The sequence below is a fragment of the Microbispora sp. H10670 genome (assembly GCF_014161385.1).
GTDB classification, from domain to species: Bacteria; Actinomycetota; Actinomycetes; order Streptosporangiales; family Streptosporangiaceae; genus Microbispora; species Microbispora triticiradicis.
This window is the reverse complement of the sequence record NZ_JABBWW010000017.1, coordinates 144,583-169,487: the sequence shown is the minus strand read 5'-3', so window position 1 is coordinate 169,487 and position 24,905 is coordinate 144,583. Positions and strand designations below refer to the sequence as shown.

Below are 24,905 nucleotides of genomic sequence, written 5' to 3'. Positions count from 1 at the left end.
AGGTTGATCGTTTACATGAGAAAAGTGCCTTTGAACTGGGAGGATCGGGCTTGTCTAGAGTCCTGTCCGCGCCAGATCAGAAGGCACTTTTCGCGTGAAGACTATCGCGTCCGGCCCCAAGATTCTCGCCTCCGCCGACGGCAACGGCCTCATCTCCCAGGCTGGGGGCCTGCTGCTGGTGGAGACATTGCGCATCACCGGCTTGGACCGGGCATTGTCGGCGCAGCTGGGGCGGTGGCGACCTGCTCGCGCCGTGCACGATTCGGGCAAGGTCATCACTGATCTGGCGGTCACGCTCGCTCTGGGCGGGGACTGTCTGGCCGACATCGCGATGCTGTGCTCCCAGCCGGAGTTGTTCGGCCACGTGGCATCCGACCCGACGGTCTCCCGGCTGATCGACCGGCTGGCCTGCGACCCGGTTCGGGCGTTGAAGGCGATCCGTAGCGCACGTGCCACTGCACGGGAGCGGTCTTGGGTACTGGCGGGGCAGAGCGCGCCCGGTGCCGATGGTGAGCTGATCCCGCTCGATATCGACGCGACCATCGTGGTTGCCCATTCCGACAAGGAGCAGGCGGCACCGACCTGGAAAAAGAGCTACGGCTTTCACCCGACGACGGTGTTCGCCGACCATGGCGCGGGCGGAGCCGGGGAGCCGCTGGCCATCGTGCTCCGGCCGGGCAACGCCGGCTCCAACACGGCCGCCGATCACATCGAGGCCGCCCGGCTCGCCCTGGCCCAGCTGCCCAGACACCAGCGGCGTCAGGTGCTGATCCGCACCGACTCCGGCGGCGGCACCCATGAGTTCCTGTCCTGGCTGACCCGGCCGGGACGGCGGCTGTCTTATTCGATCGGGTTCACCCTCACCGAGGACATCCAGCACGCGCTCCTGGCCCTGCCCGCTGCGGCGTGGACCCCCGCCTACGACGCTGAAGGGCAGGTATGGCCAGGTGCCTGGGTCGCCGAGCTCACCGGCTTGCTCGATCTGGCCGACTGGCCCACCGGGATGCGGGTGATCGTTCGCAAGGAACGCCCGCATCCGGGCGCGCAATCGCGGTTCACCGACATCGATGGGCACCGCTTCACCTGCTTCGTCACGGGCACCCGCCGCGGTCAGCTCGCCGACCTGGAGTTACGTCACCGCCGCCGGGCGCGCTGTGAGGACCGCATCCGAACTGCCAAGGACACCGGGCTGCGCAACCTGCCGTTGCACGACTTCACTCAGAACCAGATCTGGGTGGAGATCGTCGCGCTGGCCTGCGAACTGCTGGCGTGGATGCAGATGCTCGCCCTGCACGGCACTCCCGCCCGCCGCTACGAACCCAAACGGCTGCGCCTGCGCCTGTTCGCCGTCGCCGGACGACTGGTCCGAGGAGGCAGACGCCTGCGCATCGCCACCCGATGGCCCTGGGCGAGCGAGCTCAGCACCGCTATCACCCGGCTCCAAGCACTGCCCACACCGACCTGAACAGCCGACATCCCATCCCAACCACCAGAAAGGCAACAGCGGGCCCGTGGAACCCCGCTACCCCGGCGCAACAGCCGGGCCCGCGCGCTGACCACAGCTGGGAAATCACACCTCAGCCGAAACCCTCAGACGACCACACCAAGGTCGAGAAAGATCGAGGCTAGTGAGCGGCCCCGGCCCTCACTACCTCGCCCGGAAAGGCTCAATCCGCGCGGTCGTAGGCTTCCTGCGACGCTGACACGTCGCCGAGGTGTGCGATCGACCACTCCTCCAGCGCGCGCAGCGGCTCGCGCAGGGAGCGGCCCGCCTCGGTAAGTGTGTACTCGACGCGGACAGGAACTTCGGGGTAGACGGTGCGGCGCACGATCCCGTCCCGTTCGAGGCCGCGGAGAGTCTGGGTGAGCATCTTCTGCGATATTCCCTCGATGCGTCGGCGCAACTCTGAGAAGCGGGCGCTGCCGTCCCAGAGGGCACCCACGATGAGCACCGTCCAACGGTCGCCGATGCGATCCAGGATGTGGCGGGTCGGGCAGTCCGCGCGGTAGGGGCTGCCGCCGAGCACCGACTCGGCCCGGGTGGTTACCACAAGGTGCCTTCTTCCGATGGGAGAGCTGCACTCATACGGTAATCGCAGAGCGTCGTCCGACGCCATCCGACCCATGGAAAGGCACCTCGTGTCTCGCATCACCGTCATCGGCGGCACCGGCTATGCCGGCTCGGCGATCGTCGCGGAGGCCGCCGCTCGCGGTCATCAGGTCACCGCACTGAGCCGCTCGCTCCCCGACGCGCCAATCCCGAACGTGACCTATGCCCAAGGTGACGCCACCGACGAAGCAACGCTCTCGGCAGCCATTGAGGGCGCGGACGTCGTGGTGGCCGCACTCGCCCCACGCGGCCCGCTGGCCGGTATCTTCCGCGACGTCTACCGCACCCTCGCGCGTCTGGCAGATGGCGCAGGCGTACCCCTGTACGTCGTCGGCGGCTACTCGTCGCTGCGCCCTGCGCCCGGGGCGGCTCGCTTCGTAACCGACCTCAGCCACATCCCGGCAGAGCTTCATGACGAGATCCGCGCCGGGGCGGCGCTCATCATCGAGGACCTCCCAGCTACGCCAGCGACACTCGACTGGGTCTTTGTGAGCCCCGCGCTCAGGTTCGGCGCACATATGCCCGGCGAACGACTCGGCCGTTATCGGCTCGGCGACGACGTCGCAGTTCAGCCCGAGGACGGCGGCGCGATCTCCGCCGGCGACTACGCCCTCGGGTTCGTCGATCTGATCGAGAAAGGCGACCACCACAGGGCACAGGTCAACATCGGCTACTGATTTCCGGGCGAGGTGGTGGTCACCTTCCGGTGTCCCAGACGGCATTCGGGTACGGCAACTGGCCACGGATAACGGTCACTCACTGAGAAAACCTCACTGGGTGACTGTCATCGATGACATGACAGTGGGTGTCAGTCAGTCCTGGATCCCCGCCGGATCCGGCGCTCCGGCCGCAGGTGAGCATCCCCTGGCGTCGTACCCGGGCGGCTGACTCGGTGGTCGCTGTTGTTCGGCCGCTGGTAGGCGCGGGCGAACCTGCCTGCTGCTGGATGTCTCCGCGCTTCTTGGCCCGTCCGGCAACGTGGCGTCGCGGCCGGCTCCCGGCGCGAGACACAGGCGTAATCCCCGGAAATTGGCGCTACCAAATCACATTGATATCTGTAAATATCGGTTCAGATGGTGCTGGAAGTGGCGCTTCGGGTCATGTAACGACAGGTCGGCTGGTGCGGTGCAGCAAGCCGTCATGCGGTATGTCATGTCAAGGGGAGGCCTAACGTGCGTGACTCGTCAGTCCGTCTCGACCGGATCGGTGATTCTTGGTGAGCCCGGCGTTGCCCCGCCGGGCGCTGGCCGAGTACGTGGGCACGCTGCTGCTGGTGGCGGTGGTGGTCGGGTCGGGGATCATGGGGCAGGAGCTTTCGCCCGATGACGTGGGACTCCAGTTGCTGGAGAACTCGACGGCGACGGTCTTCGGGCTCGGGGTGTTGATCCTCATTCTCGGCCCGATCTCCGGGGCGCACTTCAACCCGGTGGTCACGCTGGCCGACTGGTGGGTGCACCGCAAGCTTTCGCTCTCCGACGTGGTGGTCTACGCCGCCGCCCAGATCGCCGGCGCCATCAGTGGAGCCGTGCTGGCCAACGCGATGTTCGGCAAGGCGGCCGTCACCTGGTCCACGCACGACCGCTCGGCCGGGAACCTGCTGCTCGGCGAGGTGGTCGCCACGGCGGGGCTGGTGCTCGTCATCTTCCTGCTGGTCCGCGCGGACAACGCCCGCCTGGCGCCGGTCGCGGTCGCCTCCTACATCGGCGCGGCGTACTGGTTCACCTCGTCGACCAGCTTCGCGAACCCGGCCGTGACCATCGGCCGGGCCTTCTCCGACACCTTCGCCGGGATCGCCCCGTCCTCGGTGCCGGGGTTCGTCGTCGTCCAACTGATCGGCGGCGTGATCGGTCTCGCCCTGGTCGCCGGGCTGTACGGCCGGGATCCGGGCGCGGTGACGACCGGACGTGTGGACGCCGACCCCCTGCTCGCCGATCGCACGCTGTGATCCGGCGGAATTGGCCGACATGTTGTATGGCGTAATTACGAAAAGTATCGTAATCGTCACGTAACATGAGCCGTCTGCACGAATATGCAATCCTGTCAAGACCCTTGACCATTGCCGTCGGCCCAATTTAATGTGCACTCGTCGGCTACATCGATAGTTATCAATGTAGTTCACTCGGTCGAGATGGGGGGCGCTCTGTGGGAGGAAAGGAGCGCACCGCATCCTCCATCGCATCGCATTCGACTCCGGCGGTGGACGCCGCTGCCGGCTGGCGGGGGTCGTACGTCTGGGCGACACTCATCGGCCTGGCCATCGGCGTGCTGCTCTGCGTCCTCAACGTGCTGGTCCTGTTCCGCACGGGCACGTCCTTCGGAGGGTCGGCGCTGGTGGCCGCGCTGGGCGCGGCGCTGCTCCGGGTGGCGGGGGCGCTCAGCTGGCAGGGCCTCTTCGTCGTCTTCTCCATCGCGTCCAGCGGATACATGGCGACGGCCGCGCTGGACACCGGCATCGGAGCCGTCGTCCTGCGGGCCGGTGAGTTGCCGGCCTGGGGTTTCCTGGTGGTGCTGGCGATGGCCGCGAACGCCCTGGGGATCTTCCTCGGCGGGCTCGTCGCGCGGACGCTGGTGGTCGCCGAGAGGCTGCCCTACCCGACCCTGAAGCCGGCCATCACCCTTATGGCGTCGCTCAGCAGCCCCAAGGACGGGGAGAGCGACCGGCTCGGCCGCATGCTCCCCATCGCCGCGGGCGTGGGCGCCGCGTCGGCCCTGGGGGTCGCCCTGTGGGGCCACGACGTCACGCCGGAGGTCACGGGCACCCATCTGGCCCTGGCCCTTTCGCCGCTGCTGTACGGGGTCGGGTTCCTCATCGGCCCGCGCGCGTGCGCGTGGCTGGCGGCCGGCGCGGCGTACACCGTCGTCGTGTGGGCGGTCCAGGACGGCACGGCGGGCCGGTCCGTGGCCTACACCGACCATCTGTCCTATCCCTGGGTGCTCGCCGCCGGTGTGGGTCTCATCCTCGGCTACTCCGTCGCCTCGATCGCCCGGGTCCGCGGCCCGCTGGCGCGTTCCCTCCAGGGGGGCCGCCTGCTCCCGGGCCGTACGCGGTGGCTCGCCGTCGCCGTCCTCGTGGGAACGGCGCTCCTGGCGCTGATCTACCCGTCTCTCCTGCGCTACCTCGGTTACGGCCTGCTCGGCGTCGTGCTGCTCGCCGTGATGACCGTGTTCCTCACCCGGGCCGGCGGCGAGATCGGGCTGGTGCCGTTGTCCCCGGCGCTGTACTTCAGCGTCGTGGCCTTCGCCATATCCGGCGCGGACCAGACGGCGGCGTTGCTCATGGCGTCGACCATCTGTTGCGCGGCCCTCGCCGCCGTCTACTTCACCTACTCCGTGAAGGTCGCCCACGATCGTCCCGAGGGCCTGCCGGAGCCGCCCAGGCGGCTGACGGGCTGGACGCAACTGGCGGGCGGCCTGGCCGGCGCCGTGGTCGGCGTCCTGGTGATCGCGGTGCTCAGCCGCGCTGGTGTGCTCGGGGGACGTTCCTTCCCCGCCCCCGTGGCCACCGCGGTCCAGTTCGTGGACGCCACCGTGCGGGGATCGGCCGAATACCCCGCCACCGTGGCCCTCGCGCTGGCCGTCTCGGGCCCGGTGGGCCTGGGCCTGGCCTTCACCTCGGCCATGCCCACGATGATCGGCCTCGGGGTGCTGCTTCCCCCCGCCTACTCGCTGACCCTCGCCGCCGGTGGCCTGACCCAGTGGCTGCTCACCCGCCGCAACCCCGGCCGGCGCAGCGCCACCGAGATCGTCGCCTCGGGACTGATCATCGGCGAGGGCCTGATCACCGTGGCGGTGCTCATCGTGCGGGAGGTCCTGCGGTGACCCGCCACCTGGGGCACGCGCCCCACCAACGACTCTCCCCGACGCGTCGCGCCGGGGAGCGGGCCGGAGAGCGCGGCAGAGATCACAGTGGAGGAGGTGATACCTATGATCGCCATTTCCATGATCGAGAACGCCGAAGTGTCCGAGAAGCAGACCGACTGCTGCACCGCCATGCGCGGCCGGAAGAACCTCGACGTCGTGACCAGCATCATGGCCAACGACCCCGACGGCTGCGAGTGACCGTGGCCGCCGGACCGTACGGCAGAGGTATCCCCTGCCGCGCCCTCCAATTCCCGGCCCACCCCCTCACCCACCCCCCGGCGGCACCACGGACACCGTTTCTGGGAGACACACCATGCTTGTGAGCCCGAACACCGTCACCTTCTCGGTGGAGCTCCCCGAGGGCACCCTGGACCCGGCCTATCTCGACGAGAGCGGCAAGGTGAGCGTCCTCGCCAACGCGGTGTCCGGATCGATGGACATCGTCACCCCCGCCGAGGTCGCCGTGCTCGAACGGGTCCGCGCCGGAGACGATGCCGTCGACCGTGAGCTCGTGGCCGGCCTGCTGGAGCGCGGGTACGTCTGCACCGACCCGGTCGAGGAGGAGGCGCGCTACCGCGCCATCGTCGACGGCTACTTCCAGGCGATCCAGGAAGCGCCGTTCCAGTTCATGTTCATCCCGTCGTTCGTGTGCAACCTGGCGTGCCCGTACTGCTTCGAGGGCGAGCTGACCACCAAGAGCCCGCGCATGGACGAGGAGATGATCGAGGCCGCGTTCGACACCATCCCGGAGATCCAGGACCGGCACCAGAACTCCGGCCCGCCGTACATCACCCTGTTCGGCGGGGAACCGCTGCTGGACACCGCGTACCAGCGCGGCGCCGTCGAGCAGATCCTGCGCGGCTCCTACGATCGCGGCTACCCGGTCACCGCGATCACCAACGGCGTGGCGCTGGACGCGTACGTGCCGATGCTGCTCAAGTACGGCTGCGAGGAGGTCCAGGTCAGCCTGGACGGCACGCCGAGGACCCACGACACCCGGCGGGTGTTCCGCAACGGCAAGCCGACGTTCGAGCTCATCGAGCGCAGCATCGACGTGGCCGCCGAGGCCGGCATCCGCGTGCTGATCCGGGTGCTCGTCGACGAGGACAGCGTGGACGACATGCCGCGCTTCGCGGAGTTCGCGCAGGCCAAGGGGTGGCTCGACCACCCGAAGATCCGCCTGTTCAACGGCTTCACCAAGGCCACCACGTTCCTGTACGTCACCCCCGACCACCCCGAGGAGAAGCGCAAGCGCATGGTCCGGGGTGACGTCAAGGCCGGGCTCCAGGAGGCCTTCTGGCGCATGGTGCAGCAGAACCCCCTGGTGGACCGCATGCTGCAGCCCGACCTGGCCCGCATCAGGTCGGCCGTCCTGGAGGGCGACCGGCTGCGGCCCAACCTCCAGGGGTGCAGCGCCGGCACGAGCGTCGTCGCCTTCGATCCCAACGGCAAGATCTACGGCTGCCCGGAGACCGTGGGCCGTCCCCAGCACGCCTGCGGGACGTTCTACCCCGAGTTCAGCTACGCGGCCGGCTATCGGGATCCCTGGCGGCACCGCCACGTGGACACCGTGCCCATGTGCCGCGACTGCAACGTGAAGTTGTTCTGCGGGGGCGGCGGCTGCCCCATCAAGGCGTGGGCGGCCAACGGCGGCGACTTCAACACCTGCTACTGCCCCAAGGTGTCCAGCATCACGACGCGTGTCGAGACCCAGTTGGCCTACCTGCTGCCCATGGCCCTGCGCCGGCGGCAGGAGCACGCGAACCGACCGGAAGGAGAAGAGGGAACGTGGGAGCAGATGACACGCGTGGGTTCGTTTCCCTGGATGAGCTGATCCGGCCGCGGACGGCGGCCGAGACGGTCGCCGAGCCGGACGCCTGCGGATGCGCCCCGGCGACCGCGGACCAGGCGGCGGGCTGCTGCGCGGCCCCGGAAGCGGCCCCGGCCGACCAGGGTCCCGTTCCCGTCGAGACGCACGTCAAGAAGCGCTACGACGCGCTCGCGGTGCAGGGCACCAGCACGCTGTGCTGCTCTCCCACATCGGTGTACACCCCGGAGGAACTCGCCGAGATCCCCGAGTGGGTCCTGGAGCTGTCCAGCGGCTGCGGCTCTCCCATGAACGCGATCGGCCTGCGCCCCGGGCAGACGGTCGTGGACTTCGGCTGCGGCGCCGGCCTGGATCTGCTGATCGCCGCGCGCCGGGTGGGGGAGACGGGCCGGGTCATCGGCGTCGACGCGTCGATGCAGATGGTCAGGACGGCTCGCCGCGCGGCCAAGGAGATGGGGCTCAAGAACATCGACGTGCGGGTCGGCGACATCCGGCGCCCGCCGGTGCGTGAGGCCAGCGTGGACGTGGTGATGAGCAACTGCGTCCTCGGCATGTTCCCCGACAAGAAGGAAGTGCTCCACGCGGTCGCGGCCGTCCTGCGCCCGGGCGGGGTGGCGGTGATCTCCGACGTCGTGTACTCCGACGACGGCCCGCCCCCGGCGGACGTGGCGGCCGGCGAGTCCGCCGGCGCGGAGGACTTCGCCCGGTGCGTGGTCGGCATGACCGAGAGCGAGTACCGCGACCTGGTGCTCGGCGCGGGCTTCGGCAGCGTGGACATGCGCAGCGACGGGCTCGTCCCGTACCGCGACGGCGCGCAGGTCACCAGTGCCATGATCTTCGCCTACCGGGACGACAGCCCCGCGCAACCGTGCTGCTGACCGGCGGCTCGCCCGCGCTCTTCCGGGACGCCGGCCTGCGGGCGGACGACTACGCCGAGGTCCGTGTCGAACGCGCCAGGACCGTCGACCTGGTGTGGCGCGGCGACGGCCTGGAAAGCAGCGTGACCAGCCGTGACGAGGGGTGCTGCGCACGGGTGATCGGCCGGTCGGGGTCGGCGTTCGCGTCGGACACCGCCGTGGACGCCGGGCCGGTGCTGCGCAGGGCCGCGCGTGACGCCGTCGAGCTGGGGTGCGCGGCGGGACGTCTCGCCGCGCACCGGCCCTACCGGGACGACCCTCCCGGCGAGGCCGGTGAGCTCGTGGAGACGGTCTGCCTGGCGGAGAAGGTGGAACTGCTCGGCGCCTACCACGCGGCGGCGCTGGCGGCGCATCCCGGCGTGACCGGGGCGCTCGTCTACTACCGCGAGTCGGTCGCGGACGTGGAGCTGCTCACCAGCGAGGGGACCGGCGTCTCGTACCGGCGCAGGGACCTGACGCTGCAGATCACCGTCTACGCCGACGGCGGCGCCGCGAGGACCGCCGGCTCGGTGTCGGCCGGCAGCGGCGGCGACTTCTCCGTGGTGCGGGGCCTGGCCCCGGACGTGGAGGCCGCCGTCGCGACCGCCGTGGACCTGCGCGCCGCCCCCGTCGTGGCGCCCGGGGACTACGACGTGGTCTGCGACGGCCCGCTGGCAGGCATCTGGGCCCACGAGACGATCGGGCATCTCGCCGAGGCCGACCACCACCTCGGGGACGCGCCTCTGCAACGGTCCCTGGCCCCCGGACGCCGGCTCGGCCCGTCCATGCTGACGATCACCGATCACCCTGGACGTCCCGGTGCGCGGGGATTCGTACCGGTGGACGACGAGGGCACGGCGGGGTCTGCGGTGGAGCTGCTGCGCGACGGTGTCGTCACCCGGCCCCGGCTGCACGACCGCTCCACCGCGGGGGCCTTCCGTGAGGAGCCCACCGGCAACGCCAGAGCCCTGAACTTCCGCCACCCGCCGCTGCCCCGGCTTCGGACGATCGCCATCGCCCCCGGCGCCGCGTCCGAGGAGGAGATGATCGGCGGTGTGGCGCGCGGGCTGCTGGCCCGGGGCGTGCTCGGCGGGCAGACCGACCGCGCCGGATTCACCTTCCTGCCGGCGGAGTGCCGGGAGATCCGCGACGGCGAGGTCCGCGGACGGGTCAGAGGCGTGGTGCTGTCCGGTGACGTGCTCGGCGCCTTCGCGGTCATCGACGCGATCGGCCGTGAGCAGTGGCGCGGCGACACCTCGGCGAGCTGCGGCAAGCAGGGCCAGAACGCGCTGCCGGTCAGCTCCTGGGCCCCCATGCTGCGATTGCGAGGCATACGTGTCACCTCTGGCTGACCGGCTGGAACAGGCCGGAGCGGAGGCCGCGGCCCGCGCCGACCACTGGGAGATCCTTGCCGTCGAGCGCGACGACACCGTGGTGGAGGTCGGCTCGGGCGTGCCCGACCTGGTCAGGTCCGCGCACGAGACGGCGCTGTGCCTGCGGGTGCACCGCCACGGCCGGGTGGGCACGGCCACCACGACCCGCCTCGACGACGTGCACGGGCTGGTCGGCGAGGCCGTACGGAACGCGGCGCACGGGCCCCCGGCGTCACGCGACCCGGTCGTCGGGAGGACCGCCGCCCCCGAGGCCGCCCCCGAGGCCGCCACGGTGCCCGCCGCGGACCAGGGCACCCGATCCGTACGGCTCCTGGCCGAGCGGCTGGGCGCGCTGCAACGCTCGTCCGGGCTGACGGTGCACGGCACGGTGACCCGGACCGAACAGGCGGTGCACCGCGCGGCCCCGGACGGGCGGACCACGACCTCGGACCGGTTCTTTCACATCGCCGCGCTGGCGGAGGGGTCGGCCGTCCAGCTGCCCTGGACCGGCTGGACCCGGACGCCGGAGCTGCCCGCGGCGCTCTCCGCGTGGCTGGAGGCCGCGGCCGGCTGGGACGGGCTGCCCGCCGCCGACGCGCCCTCCGGCGCCCACGACGTGCTGCTCGCGCCGTCCGCGGTGCACACCCTGCTCACCCCGCTGGTCACCGCGCTGAACGGCACCGCCGTCACCGCGGGCCGCTCGTTCGTCGCCGGGCGTCTCGGCGAGCCGTTCCTGCATCCCTCGATCGGCCTGCGCGACCATCCCTCGGAGCCGGCCGCGCCGGACGAGGAGGGCACCGGCGGGCTGGCCTGGCCGGGCAGCGACGACGACGGCGTGCCATGCGTGCCCCTCACGCTGGTCGAGCGGGGCGTCCCGGTCCGGGCCTACCACAGCGTCCGTACGGCGGCCGCGTGCGGGACGGCGCCCACCGGGCACGGGTTCCGGGGCAACGCGCTGCGCCGCACGGTGCTCAAGCCCGCCACGCCGGTGCTCAACGGCGCGACGCTGTCCGCCGGTCCGGCCGACGCCGGTTCCTTCGACGACCTGCTGGCCGGCGTCCGCGAGGGGGTGCTGGTCGAGTCGCTGATGGGCGGGCACCAGCGCGCCGGCCTCTCACCGGTCGTCGAGGGCAGGCTGCGGCTCGGGTTCCTGATCAGGGACGGACGGGTGGCCGGGATCCTCCGGCAGCGACCGATCGCCCTGGACCTGCGTGAGGTGCTCGGCCGCCGCTTCCGCGCGGTCAGCGACCGCCGGTGGGCCGTGAGCAGGATCTGGTCGGGCCGTATGCCGTTCGTGCTGGCCGGCGGGACATGACGCGAGGAGCGGCCGATGTATGACGTGATCGTGGTCGGCGGCGGCGTCACCGGGGCCGCGAGCGCCGCCCTGCTCGCGCGCGAGGGTCTGCGGGTCCTGGTGTGCGACCGCACCCGGCTGCCCGCCCCGGCCGTCTCCACCCACTTCTTCGGCCCGACGACGCTGTCCTTCCTGGACCGGCTCGGCGTGCTGGACGAGGTGCTCGCCACCGGCGCGCCACCGCTCCGGCGCTGGCACCTGGAGGTCGAGGGCGGCTACTACGGGGCGCCCATGCTGCCCCGCTCGCCGTACCACTACAACCTGTGCGTACGCCGGGAGACCCTCAGCGGGGTCCTGCTGCGCGCCGCGAGCCGGCACGGGGCCGAGATCAGGGAGCGCAGCCCGGTCCGGTCCCTGCGCCGGGACGGTGACCAGGTCATCGGGATCGAGGGCGCGGGGTGGTCGGAGAAGGCCAGGATCGTCGTGGGGGCGGACGGGCGGGGATCCCCGACCGCCCGTCAGGCCGGTGCGGCCACGACCTTCGACGCGGGAGCCATGCGCTGCACGTTCCACGCCTACTGGGAGGACGTCGTCCCGCTGCCCTCGCCCGCGCTGGAGCTGTGGCACGACAGCGGACACGTGCTCCAGGTCGGCCCGTGCGACGGCGGGCGGTGGGTGGTCATGCTGTCGGCGCCCATGGGGGAGTACGCGGCGATCCGGGGAGACGAGGGGTACGAGCGCCTGCTCCGGTCGATCCCCGCGATGGCGGACCGGTTGCGTGCGGCACGGCGGGTCTCGCCCGTGTACGCGTCCAAGAGCCTGCGGAACTTCCACCGCGAGCCGGCGGGGCCGGGCTGGCGGCTGGCGGGCGACGCCTACTGCCACAAGGACCCGCTGTTCGGCGCGGGCATCACCGACGCCTGCGCGGCGGCGGAGACGCTCGCCGCCACGGTGCCGCTCGCGGTGGACGGCGACACTCCGCAGGCCCGGGAGAGCTACGCGACCGTCCTGGACGAGCGCGTCGGGCGCAAGGTCCGCGCGGGTCTCGCGGGGCTGCGCATCGACCCGCCGGAGCCCGGCCAGCTCGCCTGGATCCGCGGAGTGCTGGCCCATCCCGGGCTGGCACTGGAGATGACCCGCCGCTGCTCGGAGCTGTTCGCCGGGCTCCCCGAGGACCGGCGTGACTTCTGGCAGCGGGTCGCCGACGGCGCCTCGGAGGTGCTCGGCCTGCCTCCCGCGGCCTCCGTGGACCCGTCGTGACCACCGTTCCCGGCTACCTGGCCGGTCACGTCGAAGACCTCGCCGCGCTCCAGGCCCAGGTCGCCCACGCCCGCTGGCTGGCCGCGACGGGGCAGAGCGACGATCCTCCGGCCCTGCCGGAAAGCGGGCTCAGCCGGCTGACCGACGGCGGGCTCGTCCTCCTGGCCCTGGAGCACGGCGACCTGCACTACGCGGGGGAGCTGGTCCTCTGGTACTTCCGCGTCCGGCTGACGGAGGCGACCGCGCGGCTGCGGCTGCTCCAGCGCACCGTCACCGCCGAGGCCGGCGGCAGGACGCTCACCCACGGGGAGCTCGTCGCCCTCTCGCGGACCGTCACCGACGAGCGGCGGCGCGCCGAGGTCCGGGCCGCCCTGGCGGACGTCGGGGAGCGGCTGCGCGAGGGCCGGCGGCGCTGGCTCGACGCGTACGCCGAGGCGCGGGCCGAGCTGGGGTTCCCGACGCACGCCGCGCTGGTGCGGGCGCTGCACCCGGAGGTGGACCGGTTCGTCGCCCACGCCCGGAACTGGCTGGACGCCACGCGGGCCGAGTTCCTCAGGCGATGGGACGGCTGGCGGGCCCGCGACGCCATCTCGACGCCGTCCATGGCGGACGCCCGCCTCGTCGCCGCACGCGCCGTCCTGCCCGAGGGCGCCGGCGGCGCCCTCGACGGCGTCCGCTCCACCGTACGCGAGTGGGGTTTCGGCGGATGCCTGGAACGCGTCGTCGTCGACGACGTCGCACGGCCCGGCAAGTCGGGCACGGCGTTCTGCTCGCCGGTCGCGCCGCCGGCCGACGTGCGGGTGTCCGTCACGCCGGGCACGACGCTGGGCCACCACGCCACGCTTCTGCACGAGTTCGGGCACGCGCTGCACTTCACCGCGGGCGTCCGGCACCCCGCCGACCTGTGGCGCACGCACCCGGCGCTGACCGAGGCGTTCGGTTTCACCCTGGAACGGGTCGTCCGGCGGCCGGACTGGCAGCGGCGCCACCTCGGCGTCACGGTGGACGCCGAGGCCGTGGAGCGCCTGGCCTTCGCGCGTGAGCACGTCCGGCGCCTCGTGGCGACCAGCCTCTGCCACGAGATGGCCGTGCACGACGGCCATCCGGACCCGGCCGCCGAGTACGTACGCTCGTACGAGCGGGAGTTCGGCGTCGCGGTGGATGGGGGGGCCGCGTGGGATCGGCTGCAGACCTACCTGGAGGGCAAGCCCTGCTACCCGCTGCTGTATCACCAGGCGTTCATGCTGAGCGAGACGCTGTGGGACCACCTGACCGGCCGGGCGGGGGAGCGGTGGTACGCGGGCCCGGACGCCGGGCCGGCCATGCGGGAGCTTTTCGAGTCCTTCGCCGCCGGTGCCGGCGCCGAGGAATGGCTGTCATCCGGCGGCGTCCCGCTCGGACAGGTTGACGGCGAGGGCGAGCTCGGCCCTGGCCGCGCCGGTCAGCCTGACGAACCGGTCCTCGGAGGGCAGGCGGTCGATCATGCCTAGCGTGCGCCGTGAGACCGACCAGGAGGGGAACATGCGGACGGCGACCGTACGCGCCGGTTCCCGGTCTCCCGCGGCGGCCAGCAGCGGGGGGACGTCCTGCGCGTAGCGCCGCGCGAACGGCGTGAGCAGGTGACGGTGCGCGGGGTGGGCGAAGCCGTCGGCCAGCGCGCGGACCTGCGCGACGCTCCCGCTGCCCAGGATGGTCGTCCACGCCCACTCCTTGGCCTCCGGGGTGGGCACCGACGCCCTCAGCCGCTCGGCGAGCCGGTCCTCCACGGTGGCGAAGGCGCCGGTGACGTCCTCCAGGGGCTCGCCATGCGCGACCAGGGACCGGGCGAGCCTGCGGCGTAACGCGTCGTCCACGTCGATCGGGGCCGCTCCGTGGAACCATTTCCGCACCGTGTCGACGTGACCGGCCGTCAGCGCCGCGTCCGCGATCGCCCGCGCCGCCGCCAGCCTCTGGTCCGCGTCGCCGTCCGGGGCGTCGACGACATGCAGCAGGTGGTCCACGTACGACGGCCAGCCGTGGGCGCGGGCCCAGCCCTGCTCGGTGTAGGCCGTCAGCACGGTGGAGACCCGGACGAGGAGCCGCTGGAACACGCCGATCTGCGTCTCCGCCGTCAGCCCGCCGAGGACCGTCGTCAGGAACCGCCGCGGCGGCAGCTCCCCGTGCCGGACCATGTCCCACGCCGCCGTCCAGCAGAGCGAGCGGGCCATGGGATCGGCCAGCCGGCCGATCCGGTGGACGACCGCCTCGGTGGAGCGCGGGTCCAGCACGATCCGGCAGTACGTCAGGTCGCCGTCGTTGGGCAGCACCAGCGCGCCGGAGCGGGCGCCGACGAGCGCGTCCACGCTCGTGCGCGGGCCGTCCGCGTCGAGTTCGTGCCTCCCCACCCGGACCAGATCGCCGTGACGGTCCTCCGCGTAGACGCCCACCGCGAGACGGTGCGGCCTCGGCGACCCGTCCTGGAGCAGGTCGAAACGCGTGAAGCGCCCGGCCTCGTCGACGTCGAAGTCGGCCCGCACCTCGGTGAGCCCGGCCGTCAGCAGCCAGGCGTCCGTCCAGGCGGTCAGGTCCCGGCCGCCCGCCTTCTCCAGGGCGCCGAGCATCTCGGCCCGGCCGGCGGTGCCGTGGGAGTGGTCCGCGAAGTAGCGCCGCATGCCCTCCAGGAACCCGTCCAGCCCCAGGCGCGCCACGAGCTGGCGCAGCACGCTCGCGCCCTTGTGGTACGTCAGCGCGTCGAAGGCCGATCCGGCGGCGTCCACGTCGGGGACGCCGGTCACGACCGGGTGGGTGGCGGCCGACTGGTCCAGCAGGTACGCGTGCGCCTTCTTGCCGGCGGCGAAGTCGGCCCATGCGTCGGCGTCGTCCGTGAGCCGGGTCAGCGCGTGGACGCCCGCCCAGGTGGCGAACGCCTCGCTCAGCCACAGGTCGTCCCACCAGCGCAGGGTGACGAGGTCGCCGAACCACTGGTGGGAGATCTCGTGGAAGATCATCTCGTCCCGGCGGCGATGCGCGTACCGGGTCACCGCGCGGTCGAACACGAACGTCTCCGCGGCGAACACGCAGGCGGCGTTCTCCATGGCTCCGAAGTTGAACTCGGGGACGAAGCACAGGTCGAGCTTCCGGAACGGATAGGGCGTCGCGAACGCCTCGGCGAAGAACGCCACCCCCGCCCCGAGCCGCTCCAGCAGCACGGCCGGGTCGAGGTGCGCCGCCAGCGAACGCCGGGAGTGCACCCCCAGGGGCACGCCGCCGCCCTGGTCCACCGTCCACGACGCCCACGGGCCGGCCGCCACCGCCACCATGTACGTGCTGATCGGCGGGGTCGGTGTGAACCTGTGGACGCCCGTCCCGGGCCAGTGATCGAGCGGAGCGTTGGACAGCACGGTCCAGCCGTCGGGAGCGGTCACGCTGATCGTGAAGGGCGCCTTGAGGTCGGGCTGGTCGAAGCAGGCGAACACCCGGGGAGCGTGGCCGGGCTGCAGGTGGCTGTACACGTACGCCTGCCGATCGGCCGGGTCCGTGAACCGGTGCAGGCCCTCGCCGCCGGTGGAGAAGTCGTAGTCCGCCTCCACGGTCAGCTCGTTGACGGCCGCCAGATCGGGCAAGGGGATCCGTCCCGCGCCGTCGTACTCGACCGGCCGCCCGTTGAGCATTGCGGAACGCACCCGCCGGGGCAGTGCGTCCGCCCAGCTGGAGGCGCCCGGCCGGGCGCAGGTGAAGCGGATCGTGCTCCTGGACCGGAACACCGGTTCCCCGGTCCGGCTCAGGTCGAGGTGGAGGTCGTAGGACCGCACGCGGAGCAGGGCGCCACGCTCCGTCGCCTCGGCGTGGGTCAGCGGGGGACGCGGTATGACGAGACCTCCTGCACGGAAGGGTTGTCTAGACTCGTGGGTGATGCGGCCGGGTGACCCACGCCCGGGGCGCTTAGGGAGAGGACCCGATCGTCATGGCCGAGCACGACGAGCCCGTGCTGCTGCCGCATGAGGACCTTCCCACGGTCGAACCCGGTGTGCCCCGCCCGGCGCGGGTGACGGAGCCGCTGACCCGGGAGCAGAGCATCACACTCGCCGCGGGCTTCAAGGCGCTCGGCGACCCCGTACGGCTGCGGCTGCTCTCCCTCGTCGCCTCTCACCTCGACGGAGAGGCGTGCGTGTGCGACCTCGTCGGGGCGTTCGACCTCACCCAGCCGACCATCAGCCATCACCTCAGGGTTCTCCGGGACGCCGGGCTCGTCACGTCGACCCGCCGGGGCACCTGGGTCTACTACCGGGTCGTGCCCGAGGCGCTCACCGCACTCACGGGCATCATCGCCCTGCCTTCCGTCGCCACGAGATAGGCGATCCGGCGGGCGGTCGGTTACCGATGCCGTCATCGGGTAAATGATGCGCGAATAATTTCGCACACAAATATCTTGGTGACTATTGTAGCACCTGTATTGACCGTCATCAATACCCCTTTTTGGTACGGCCCCGCGGCATTGTTAATCATTTGTTGCCGGGCGTCAAGGATCTTGACCACGCGGAACGGAGGCTGTTAGCTGACTGCGGATGGCGGATCACTGAAACCACCTCGACTCCCTGTGACGCGAATACTCACTCGTGCCGTGCCATGCGGCGATATCTGTACGGAGCACCGTTACCAGAAGTGAGGCGAACGCCGGTTGATCACCTTCATGACCTTGAGCGGGTTTCTCGGGGCGGGCAAGACCACCACTCTCGTCGCGGTCGCGAAACATCTCCAGTCGCAGGGCCGCAGGGTCGCGGTCATCACCAACGACCAGGGAACCGAACTGGTGGACACCCAGCTCGCCAAGTCCGCGATCGCGGAGGCCGGCGAGGTCACGGGTGGATGTTTCTGCTGCCGGTTCGAAGACCTGCTGACCGTCGCGCAGCGTCTGGTCGACGGCCACCAGGTGGACACACTGCTCGCCGAGGCGGTGGGCAGTTGCACAGATCTGCAGGCCACCGTCATCCGGCCGCTCAGCGCCCACTACGGTGAACGTTTCACGCCCGCCCCCCTCCTGGTCGTCGTCGAACCGGAAAGGCTTGACGCGCTTCGCACGTCGCTGCCGCTGGACGACACGGAGTCGGACATGTCCTACCTGTTCGGCAAGCAGTTACAGGAAGCCGACGTGATCGCGCTCAACAAGATCGACCTGCTCGACGCGGCGGAAGCCGCCGCCATCACCGCGGATCTGCGCGAGCGGTACCCCACGGCCACCGTGCTCGGCTACTCCGCGAAAACCGGCGAGGGGCTGGAACAACTGGTGTCCCTCTGGCTCGGCTCGGAGCCCGTCGGGCGCGGCCTCGACATCGACTACGACCGCTACGCCAACGCCGAGGCCGCGCTGGCCTGGCTGAACCTCAGCTTCGACGTGACGGCGGCGGAGGGCTTCGACCCGGACGCCTGGGCCCGTGCGCTGCTGGAGCACCTGTCCGCGACCGCCGCCCGCAACGGCTGGATGATCGGCCACGTGAAGGTCAGCCTCGAGGCCGCCGGTGACCTGAGCAAGGTGAGCGTGACCGCCGGCGGTGCCGAGCCGACAGTGGACGCCGTCGCGGGGCGGATCTTCACCGGGGCGGAGGCACGGCTCAACGCCCGCGTCGCGTGCGAGCCCGCCGAGCTCGACGCCGCGGTGGCCGAGGCGGTGGCGGAGGTGTCCGCCGCCACCGGCACGTTGGCCGTACAGAGCGCCGGCGTCCCGTCGTTCAAGCCCGGCTACCCGCGTCCCACCTACCGGATCCCGGCCGCGGCAGGATGAGATGAGATCGGGGGCGGCCGGAGTCCCCGCCGCCCCCACCTGCACGTGAAGGAGGCCGCCGTGGCCCACGAGGAGATCGTCGACCGCTACTCGAGGTTCGCCAGGACCGCGATGACCGGCCGGCCCGGCGACGACCCCGCCTCATCGGATGACGCCTCCTTCGAGGAGGGTTGCTTCGGCGTCGCCGGCTACGACGACACCGCCGCCCTGCCCGACGGCGCCCTGCGCGCCAGTCTGGGCTGCGGCGATCCCGTCGCCGTCGCCGACCTCCATGAGGGCGACGTCGTGCTCGACCTCGGCTCCGGCGGCGGAATCGACGTCCTGCTGTCCGCCCGCCGCGTCGGCCCCACCGGCAAGGTCTACGGCTTGGACGCCAGCCCCGACATGCTGAGTCTCGCCCGCGACAACGCCGCACAGGCCGGCGTGACCAACACCGAGTTCCTGCACGGCACCATCGAGCACGTCCCGCTGCCCGGCCGCACGGTCGACGTGGTCATCTCCAACTGCGTCATCAACCTGTCCGACGACAAGGCCGCCACCCTGGCCGAGGCGTTCCGCGTTCTGCGCCCCGGCGGCCGCTTCGGCGTCAGCGACGTCGTCACCGACGACTCCGTACCCGACCAGGACCTGCGCCGCCGCACCGAGACCCGCATCGGGTGCACGGCCGGCTCCCTGACCGTCGGCGAGTATCGCACGCTGCTCCTGGACGCCGGCTTCACCGGCATCACCATCACCCCGACCGCCGATCACGGCGACGGCGTCCACTCGGCCATCGTGAAGGCCGTGAAGCCGCCCGTCGCCCCCGGCTTCGAGATCCGCCCCATGCGGGCCGAGGACGCCGGCCAGGTTCTGAGCGTCTACCAGCGCGGCCTCGACACCGGCCACGCCAGCTTCGAGACCACCGCCCCGTCCTGGGAGACGTTCAGTTCCGCCCGCCTCGGCAACCTGCGTTACGTCGTCGCCGACACCCGTACGGATCAGGTGGTGGCCTGGGTGGCCGCCTCCCGCGTCTCCGCCCGTCCCGTCTACGCCGGCGTCGTCGAGCACAGCATCTACGTCCACCCCGGCTACGGTTCCCGAGGCCTGGGCCGGGCCCTTCTGGACGCCTTCGTCGCCGCCAGCGAGGACGCCGGGATCTGGACCATCCAGTCCGGCGTGTTCCCCGAGAACACGGCCAGCCTGGCCCTGCACCGGGCGGCCGGCTTCCGCGTCATCGGCACCCGCGAACGCGTGGGCCGCCATCACGGCGTCTGGCGCGACGTCCTCATGATCGAACGCCGCAGTCCCGCCGTCTGACGTCACCGGTGCGGAACCGGCGGCTGTCAGAGACTTGTGTGGGCGGCGGGTTGCGTTCGGCCCCCGTGCGCCGGTGTCGGCGGTGATGGCCGGGTGACCGCCGTCAGCGGCCACCGGAGGAGGCGGGAGCGCCGATGCCGACCTGCAGCGTTGCCGGGGCGGCGCAGCACCCGCCGGACGCCTGCGCCGCGTCGGGCTGGTCGAAGAGGCCGGAGCCGCCGCACACCCCGCTCTCGGGCAGGACGAGCTCGACACGTTCGGCGGCCTCGCGGTCGCCGGCCAGGGCGGCGGCGATGGAGCGGGTCTGCTCATATCCGGTCATGGCCAGGAACGTCGGGGCACGGCCGTAGGACTTCATCCCGACCAGGTAGACGCCCTGCTCAGGGTGGGACAGTTCGCCCTCGCCGTGGGGGTAGACGGTGCCGCAGGAATGCACGTTGGGATCGATCAGCGGCGCCAGCGCGTGGGGGGCCTGCAGGCGCTCGTCCAGGCCGAGGCGGACCTCGGTCAGGAACGACAGGTCGGGGCGGAAGCCGGTCAGCACGATGACCTCGTCGATCGGCTCGGTGCGGCGGCCGTCATCGGCGATGAGCACCAGGCGGGTGCCGTCATGCTCGATCGCGGCGGTGCGGAAGCCGGTGACCGTGGTGGCGTGGCCGGCCTCGACGGCGGCCTTGGCGGCGAGCCCGAGGGCGCCGCGTGCGGGAAGCTGGTCGGTCTCGCCGCCGCCGAAGGTGCCGGCACCGATGCCGCGTCGCAGGATCCAGACCGCGTGCGTGCCGGGCTCCTGGGTGGCCAGGTTGGCGAGGGCGGCCAGGGCGGTGAAGGCCGAGGCTCCGGAGCCGACCACTGCGGTGCGGCGACCGGCGTATCGGGCACGTACGGCGGGGTCGCGCAGGTCGGGGACGCGGTAGGAGATCCGGTCGGCCGCGCTCTTTTCGCCGAGTGCGGGCAGGCCGTCGCCGCCGAGCGGGTTCGGGGTGGTCCAGGTGCCGGAGGCGTCGATGACCGCGCGGGCGGTGATGCGCTCTTCGCGGCCGTCGGCGGTGCGTACGTGCACGGTGAAGGGCTGCTCGTCGCGGCCGGAGTCGACGACGCGGTCGCGGCCGGCCTTGGCCACGCCGGTGACGGTGCTGGTGTAGCGGACCTTGTCGCCGAGTGCGTCGGCGAGCGGCTGCAGGTACAGCTCGGCCCAGTCTCCGCCGGTCGGGTACGTCGCCGCGTCCGGGCGGACCCAGCCGGTCGGGGCGAGCAGCTTTTCGGCGGCGGGGTCGACGACCTCGCTCCAGGTGGAGAACAGCCGCACGTGTGACCACTCCCGGACGGCGGATCCGGCCGCGGGGCCGGCCTCCAGCACCAGCGGGTCCAGTCCGCGGTCGATCAGGTGGGCGGCAGCGGCAAGGCCGATGGGACCGGCTCCGATCACGACAACGGGCAGTTCAGCGGCGGGCATAGTCACGACGTCTCCCTATTTCGACATCCGTCTATGAGTTGCGCGGCCAGCATGGCACCTGATTCGATGAACGTCAACATAGACACTCATCGAAATAAGGAGAGGGTTCGGGGCTTGAGTGGCAGCGCAGCCTGTCGTCCAACTCGCTGCGCGGGGTGGGACGAGACGCAGCACGCACCGCCCGGCGGCTGTCCGCCCGGCTGCGCGGCTGACCGGAATGCAACCCTCCGTCCGACGAGGAATCGGCCGGTCCTCACGAATTAGTTCGATGTATGTCAACATAGATGGATGTCGAATAGGCGGACGCTGCCGGTGCTGGAGCCTGATGTGGTGCCGTGCTGCCCGCCGCTGACCGAACGCACGCTCACGGCCGCCGAAGCCGAGCGGACGGCGGCGATGTTCAAGGCACTCAGCGATCCGGTGCGGCTGCGCCTGTTCTCCGCCGTGGCCTCCGCTCCCAGCGGCGAGGCGTGCGTGTGCGACATCTCCGACGTCGGGGTGTCCCAGCCGACCGTCTCCCACCATTTGAAAAAGCTGAAGGAGGCCGGTCTGCTGGCCTCCGAGCGGCGGGGCACCTGGGTGTACTACCGGGTCGAGCCGAGCGTGCTGGCCGGAATGGGCCGGCTGCTAACCGGCGCCGGCGAATTTACGACGCCAGGCAAGGGAGACGTAGACCAGCGCCACCAGCACGGGGACCTCGATCAGCGGCCCGACGACCCCCGACAGGGCCTGGCCGGAGGTGACGCCGAAGGTGGCGATGGCCACGGCGATCGCGAGCTCGAAGTTGTTGCCGGCCGCGGTGAAGGCCAGCGTGGCGGTGCGGTCGTACGGCAGGCCAAGGGCCTTGCCGAGAGCGAAGGCGCCGAACCACATCAGGGCGAAGTAGGCCAGCAGCGGCAGGGCGATGCGGGCGACGTCGGCAGGCTCGGAAGTGATCGTCTCGCCCTGCAGGGCGAACAGGATCACGATCGTGAACAGCAGCCCGTACAGCGCGAAGGAGCCGACCTTCGGTAGGAACACGTTCTCGTAGCGTTCGCGGCCGACCCGGCGCTCACCCAGGCGGCGGGTGAGGAATCCGGCGAGCAGTGGGATGCCGAGGAAGATGACGACGTTCAGAGCGATCTTCCATGCGGAGATGTCGAGGTGCTGCCCCTGGCCGAGACCGAGCAGGCCGGGCAGCAGGTCGAGGTAGAACCAGCCCAGCAGGCCGAAGGCCAGGACCTGGAACACACTGTTGAGCGCCACCAGGACGGCGGCGGCCTCGCGGTCGCCGCCGGCCAGGTCGTTCCAGATGATGACCATGGCGATGCAGCGGGCCAGGCCGACAATGATCAGGCCTGTGCGGTACTCCGGCAGGTCCGGCAGGAAGATCCATGCCAGGGCGAACATCACGGCCGGGCCGATGACCCAGTTGACGACCAACGAGGAGATCATCAGGCGGCGGTCTCCGGTGACGGCGTCCAGCGTGTCGTAGCGGACCTTGGCCAGCACCGGATACATCATGATCAGTAGGCCGAGGGCGATCGGCAGAGAGATGCCGCCGATCGCGACCTTCGACAGCACGTCGTTCAGGCCCGGGACGGCGCGGCCCAGGCCGAGGCCCAGGGCCATGGCGGCCAGGATCCACACCGCCAGGAAGCGGTCCAGCAGCGGCAACTTCCCCGCCACGCCCCCGCGCGTGGCGCGTGCGGAGGCGGTGGCTGTCATGGGCAGGCCCTCTTCCTGTCGGTGGAGGCGGTGGCGTGAGCGGTCTCGGCCAATTCGGCGAACCGCCCCGCCAGAGCGGCGATGACGTCAGGCTTGAGCCGGTAGTAGGTGAACCGGCCGCACGGCTCGGTGTCCACCACTCCGGCGTCCCGCAGCACCTTCAGGTGGTTGGACAGGTTGGTCTGCCGCGCACCGGTCTCCTCCACCAGATGCGTGGTGCACAGCGTCTCCCGGGCGAGCAGGGTCACGATCTGCAGCCGCAGGGGATCGGCCAGCACCCGCAATAGATCAGTGTCGACTGACATCAGCATGTACTGATACTGTCACATCAGTCGATGCTGATGCGAACCTGCCGCCCCGGCTGCCACCTCCTGCATACCCCCACCGGACCTGGAGGGTTTCCCGTGACCACGTCACCGTCGCCTGTCCTGCCGGACCGCCTCCTCTCGGGCGTGGCCCGGCTGGCCGCCGGCCACGCAGGCCGCTTCTCCACTGAGACGGTGCAGCACCTCCTCGCCGAGACCTCGCGTGTGCACGTTCACCTGGTCGTGCCGGCCGAACGCCTCACGGCCGAGCGCCTGGACGCCCTCGCCCACGCCGAAGACCAGGCAGGCAGCGCACACCCAGGGTGCTGTTCGTGCGCAGCCGCAACGCGGGGCGTTCCCAGGTGGCCGCGGCCCTACTGAACGTCCGCGCAGGCGGCGTCATCGTCTCCTCCGCAGGCAACGACCCCGCCGCCGAGATCGAGCCGGAAATCGCCGCTCCCCGGAGGCCGGTCCGCGCGACCCGCGACGCGATCGACTCGCACATCACCGACGTGCTCACCACCCTGTCCCCGCCATCATCAGCAAGGAAGAACGAAGATGCCCACGACCGCTCCTGTCGCGTCCGTGCTGTTCGTCTGCGTGCACAACGCCGGCCGCTCCCAGATGGCCGCCGGCTTCCTCTCCCACCTGGCCGGTGACCGCATCGAGGTCCGCTCCGCCGGATCGCTGCCCGCCGAGCAGGTCAACCCGGCCGCAGTGGAGGCGATGAAGGAGGTCGGCATCGACATATCAAGCCAAGCCCCCAAGGCGCTCACTCCCGAGGCCGTCCAAGCCTCCGACTACGTCATCACCATGGGCTGTGGTGATGCCTGCCCGATCTTCCCCGGCAAGAAGTACCTCGACTGGGCCCTCGACGACCCCGCCGGCAAGGGCGTCGAGGCCGTCCGCCCGATCCGTGACGAGATCAGAAGTCGCATCGAATCTCTGATAGCCGAGATCGACGTCCGATCGGAGAGCTGACGCTTCTTCGATGCACGTACGGCCTTTACCTCGTCTTTCTGGCCAGAGGGCTGTTCGTGGTCCAGCGGGTATTGAAGGGCGCCCGAGCGGGCGTGTGCGCCATGCTAGCCGACCGGTCAGGTATCAAATAGCCGACCGGTCGTACACTCGGGGTATGGGACGGACCAGCGACGCCAAGGAGAAGATCCTCGACGCGGCGCGATCGCTCATCGAGCTGCGCGGCTACTCCGCCCTGGGGGTGGCCGAGATCTGCAAGGCGGCCGGCGTGCCCAAGGGCAGCTTCTACTACTTCTTCGCCTCCAAGGAGGCGCTGGCTCTGGCGGTGATCGACGAGCACTGGGCCGCCCAGGAGCGCGACTGGAAGCGGATCCTGGGCGGTCAGGCGCCGCCGCTGCAGCGGCTGCGGCAGCTGTTCGAGGCGACGGAGGCCACCTTGCGCAGCGGACAGCGCAGCTGCGGCAGCGTCGCGGGGTGTCTGTTCGGCAACCTGACGCTGGAGCTGAGCAACCAGACCGAGGCCATCCGCGCGCGGCTGCAGGAGATCTTCGACGCGCACGTCGAGATGATCGAGGCCGTCATCGCCGAGGCCGTCGCAAGGGGGGAGGCCAGGGTGGCCGACACCCGGCAGGCCGCGCGGTCGGTGGTGGCGCAGATGGAGGGGCAGGTGCTGTTCGCCAAGCTCTACAACGACCCGCAGCGGATGGGAGTCCTGTGGGCCGGCTGCCTGGCGCTGCTCGGTGCCGAGGCGCCGGCGCCCAGTGAGGTGGCCGTCGGCCTCTGACT

22 protein-coding genes and 1 pseudogene are annotated in these 24,905 nt (G+C 71.2%); 18 read left to right on the top strand and 5 right to left on the bottom strand.

Going from position 1 to position 24,905, the window contains the following annotated elements; genetic code table 11:
• Positions 1–94 precede the first annotated feature (94 nt).
• Entirely contained in the window at positions 95–1,465 is a 1,371-nt protein-coding gene (locus HHX33_RS23145; RefSeq protein WP_182876457.1) for an IS1380 family transposase, read from the top strand.
• A 202-nt stretch (positions 1,466–1,667) separates the two neighbouring features.
• On the opposite strand, the gene HHX33_RS23140 is transcribed toward HHX33_RS23145, so the two are convergent.
• On the bottom strand, positions 1,668–2,051 hold the full coding sequence (locus tag HHX33_RS23140) for a helix-turn-helix domain-containing protein (protein WP_310740312.1): 384 nt from the start codon (positions 2,049–2,051) through the stop codon (positions 1,668–1,670).
• Between the two features lie 88 nt (positions 2,052–2,139).
• On the opposite strand from HHX33_RS23140, the gene HHX33_RS23135 reads away from it, so the two are divergent.
• The 10 genes from HHX33_RS23135 to HHX33_RS23095 all read left to right on the top strand — a co-directional run bounded on the left by HHX33_RS23135 (position 2,140) and on the right by HHX33_RS23095 (position 14,112).
• A complete protein-coding gene (locus HHX33_RS23135; RefSeq protein ID WP_182876455.1) occupies positions 2,140–2,787 on the top strand; it encodes an NAD(P)-dependent oxidoreductase in 648 nt (215 codons plus the stop codon).
• 539 nt (positions 2,788–3,326) lie between these two features.
• Positions 3,327–4,055: an MIP/aquaporin family protein gene (locus tag HHX33_RS23130; protein WP_220502112.1), complete on the top strand. Its 729-nt coding sequence runs from the start codon at positions 3,327–3,329 to the stop codon at positions 4,053–4,055.
• A 251-nt stretch (positions 4,056–4,306) separates the two neighbouring features.
• Positions 4,307–5,929, top strand: a complete 1,623-nt coding sequence (locus HHX33_RS37345) for an OPT/YSL family transporter (protein WP_182876453.1) — start codon at positions 4,307–4,309, stop codon at positions 5,927–5,929.
• Between the two features lie 105 nt (positions 5,930–6,034).
• Positions 6,035–6,169 carry a hypothetical protein gene (locus HHX33_RS36390; RefSeq protein WP_259402773.1) on the top strand — a complete coding sequence of 45 codons (135 nt, stop codon included), beginning with the start codon at positions 6,035–6,037 and terminating at the stop codon, positions 6,167–6,169.
• A 115-nt stretch (positions 6,170–6,284) separates the two neighbouring features.
• Positions 6,285–7,805: a radical SAM/SPASM domain-containing protein gene (locus tag HHX33_RS23120; protein ID WP_182876452.1), complete on the top strand. Its 1,521-nt coding sequence runs from the start codon at positions 6,285–6,287 to the stop codon at positions 7,803–7,805.
• On the top strand, positions 7,760–8,677 hold the full coding sequence (locus HHX33_RS37340; protein WP_182876451.1) for a methyltransferase domain-containing protein: 918 nt from the start codon (positions 7,760–7,762) through the stop codon (positions 8,675–8,677). The genes HHX33_RS23120 and HHX33_RS37340 overlap by 46 nt, the downstream gene beginning before the upstream one ends.
• Complete coding sequence (locus HHX33_RS23110) at positions 8,668–10,047, top strand: TldD/PmbA family protein (RefSeq protein ID WP_182876450.1); 1,380 nt, start codon at positions 8,668–8,670, stop codon at positions 10,045–10,047. Before HHX33_RS37340 ends, HHX33_RS23110 begins: the two co-directional genes overlap by 10 nt.
• Positions 10,031–11,383, top strand: coding sequence for a metallopeptidase TldD-related protein (locus tag HHX33_RS23105; RefSeq protein WP_182876449.1), 1,353 nt, complete (start codon positions 10,031–10,033; stop codon positions 11,381–11,383). Before HHX33_RS23110 ends, HHX33_RS23105 begins: the two co-directional genes overlap by 17 nt.
• Before the next feature lie 15 nt (positions 11,384–11,398).
• A complete protein-coding gene (locus HHX33_RS23100; RefSeq protein WP_182876448.1) occupies positions 11,399–12,622 on the top strand; it encodes an NAD(P)/FAD-dependent oxidoreductase in 1,224 nt (407 codons plus the stop codon).
• Positions 12,619–14,112: a hypothetical protein gene (locus HHX33_RS23095; RefSeq protein WP_182876447.1), complete on the top strand. Its 1,494-nt coding sequence runs from the start codon at positions 12,619–12,621 to the stop codon at positions 14,110–14,112. The genes HHX33_RS23100 and HHX33_RS23095 overlap by 4 nt, the downstream gene beginning before the upstream one ends.
• Here the strand turns inward: HHX33_RS23095 and pepN are convergent.
• A complete protein-coding gene (pepN, locus tag HHX33_RS23090) occupies positions 13,999–16,413 on the bottom strand; it encodes an aminopeptidase N (protein ID WP_310741482.1) in 2,415 nt (804 codons plus the stop codon). The two genes, HHX33_RS23095 and pepN, sit on opposite strands and share 114 nt — an antisense overlap.
• A 152-nt stretch (positions 16,414–16,565) precedes the next feature.
• On the opposite strand from pepN, the gene HHX33_RS23085 reads away from it, so the two are divergent.
• The 3 genes from HHX33_RS23085 (at position 16,566) to HHX33_RS23075 (ending at position 19,676) form a co-directional block, all read left to right on the top strand.
• On the top strand, positions 16,566–16,955 hold the full coding sequence (locus tag HHX33_RS23085; RefSeq protein WP_182876446.1) for an ArsR/SmtB family transcription factor: 390 nt from the start codon (positions 16,566–16,568) through the stop codon (positions 16,953–16,955).
• 324 nt (positions 16,956–17,279) lie between these two features.
• A complete protein-coding gene (locus tag HHX33_RS23080) occupies positions 17,280–18,380 on the top strand; it encodes a GTP-binding protein (protein WP_259402772.1) in 1,101 nt (366 codons plus the stop codon).
• Between the two features lie 60 nt (positions 18,381–18,440).
• Entirely contained in the window at positions 18,441–19,676 is a 1,236-nt protein-coding gene (locus HHX33_RS23075; protein WP_220502110.1) for a GNAT family N-acetyltransferase, read from the top strand.
• 103 nt (positions 19,677–19,779) lie between these two features.
• On the opposite strand, the gene HHX33_RS23070 is transcribed toward HHX33_RS23075, so the two are convergent.
• Positions 19,780–21,129 carry an NAD(P)-binding domain-containing protein gene (locus HHX33_RS23070; RefSeq protein ID WP_182876480.1) on the bottom strand — a complete coding sequence of 450 codons (1,350 nt, stop codon included), beginning with the start codon at positions 21,127–21,129 and terminating at the stop codon, positions 19,780–19,782.
• 288 nt (positions 21,130–21,417) lie between these two features.
• Here HHX33_RS23070 and HHX33_RS23065 point away from each other — a divergent pair.
• Positions 21,418–21,729, top strand: a pseudogene (locus HHX33_RS23065) (ArsR/SmtB family transcription factor); the annotation flags it as partial.
• A gap of 27 nt (positions 21,730–21,756) precedes the next feature.
• Here the strand turns inward: HHX33_RS23065 and arsB are convergent.
• Entirely contained in the window at positions 21,757–22,836 is a 1,080-nt protein-coding gene (gene arsB, locus HHX33_RS23060) for an ACR3 family arsenite efflux transporter (RefSeq protein ID WP_182876444.1), read from the bottom strand.
• Positions 22,833–23,147, bottom strand: coding sequence for an ArsR/SmtB family transcription factor (locus tag HHX33_RS23055; protein WP_182876443.1), 315 nt, complete (start codon positions 23,145–23,147; stop codon positions 22,833–22,835). Before HHX33_RS23055 ends, arsB begins: the two co-directional genes overlap by 4 nt.
• Before the next feature lie 24 nt (positions 23,148–23,171).
• Between HHX33_RS23055 and HHX33_RS37740 the strand changes: the two genes are divergently transcribed.
• The 3 genes from HHX33_RS37740 to HHX33_RS23040 all read left to right on the top strand — a co-directional run bounded on the left by HHX33_RS37740 (position 23,172) and on the right by HHX33_RS23040 (position 24,903).
• On the top strand, positions 23,172–23,522 hold the full coding sequence (locus tag HHX33_RS37740) for a hypothetical protein (protein ID WP_396785479.1): 351 nt from the start codon (positions 23,172–23,174) through the stop codon (positions 23,520–23,522).
• A gap of 177 nt (positions 23,523–23,699) precedes the next feature.
• Entirely contained in the window at positions 23,700–24,122 is a 423-nt protein-coding gene (locus tag HHX33_RS23045) for an arsenate reductase ArsC (protein ID WP_182876441.1), read from the top strand.
• Between the two features lie 154 nt (positions 24,123–24,276).
• On the top strand, positions 24,277–24,903 hold the full coding sequence (locus HHX33_RS23040; RefSeq protein WP_182876440.1) for a TetR/AcrR family transcriptional regulator: 627 nt from the start codon (positions 24,277–24,279) through the stop codon (positions 24,901–24,903).
• Positions 24,904–24,905: the final 2 nt, after the last annotated feature.

Coding starts and splice junctions, on each gene's coding strand:
- arsB (WP_182876444.1), bottom strand. CDS start 22,836: ATGACAGCCACCGCCTCCGCACGCGCCACGCGCGGGGGCGTGGCGGGG.
- HHX33_RS23120 (WP_182876452.1), top strand. CDS start 6,285: ATGCTTGTGAGCCCGAACACCGTCACCTTCTCGGTGGAGCTCCCCGAG.
- HHX33_RS23085 (WP_182876446.1), top strand. CDS start 16,566: ATGGCCGAGCACGACGAGCCCGTGCTGCTGCCGCATGAGGACCTTCCC.
- HHX33_RS23055 (WP_182876443.1), bottom strand. CDS start 23,147: ATGCTGATGTCAGTCGACACTGATCTATTGCGGGTGCTGGCCGATCCC.
- HHX33_RS23100 (WP_182876448.1), top strand. CDS start 11,399: ATGTATGACGTGATCGTGGTCGGCGGCGGCGTCACCGGGGCCGCGAGC.
- HHX33_RS36390 (WP_259402773.1), top strand. CDS start 6,035: ATGATCGCCATTTCCATGATCGAGAACGCCGAAGTGTCCGAGAAGCAG.
- HHX33_RS37740 (WP_396785479.1), top strand. CDS start 23,172: ATGCTGATGCGAACCTGCCGCCCCGGCTGCCACCTCCTGCATACCCCC.
- HHX33_RS23045 (WP_182876441.1), top strand. CDS start 23,700: ATGCCCACGACCGCTCCTGTCGCGTCCGTGCTGTTCGTCTGCGTGCAC.
- HHX33_RS23040 (WP_182876440.1), top strand. CDS start 24,277: ATGGGACGGACCAGCGACGCCAAGGAGAAGATCCTCGACGCGGCGCGA.
- HHX33_RS23070 (WP_182876480.1), bottom strand. CDS start 21,129: ATGCCCGCCGCTGAACTGCCCGTTGTCGTGATCGGAGCCGGTCCCATC.